Genomic DNA, 373 nt, shown 5'->3' with positions numbered 1-373 from the left:
CGTGAGCGCATCGCATCCAATTTTTTGGAGTTTTTCGATAACCTGCTGATGGTGTAGCTTAGAGACAACTTCAATGAGTTCGAGAGCCTTTTTGCCGAGTTCAGTGTCAGGCGTCTGCGTATAATTCTGGACCATAAGACAGGGTTCAGAGACGTTATAGAAAGCATGATGCTGGAGCATCAGCCCAACAATCTTATTCGCCATCTGCTCCTATTTTATTTCATCACCAACGATGACACGACCATAAAGAGAAGGCTCAACACAGAGAGCCATAGCAATATCGGGACCGAACATATCCAAAAGAGAAGGCTCAACACAGAGAGCCATAGCAATATCGGGACCGAACATATCCAATGATTTAGGGACACCTATC

General features: G+C 45.0%; 1 protein-coding gene. It reads right to left on the bottom strand.

Annotation, left to right across the window (positions count from 1 at the left end):
• Positions 1-204 (bottom strand): hypothetical protein (locus KP705_RS19255; protein ID WP_215765472.1); only part of this gene is annotated, 204 nt, incomplete at its 3' end.
• Between the last annotated feature and the right edge of the window lie 169 nt (positions 205-373).

The organism is Gluconobacter sp. P1D12_c (assembly GCF_018812105.1).
Lineage (GTDB): Bacteria > Pseudomonadota > Alphaproteobacteria > Acetobacterales > Acetobacteraceae > Gluconobacter > Gluconobacter oxydans_A.
This window is presented reverse-complemented; position numbering and strand designations above follow the sequence as displayed.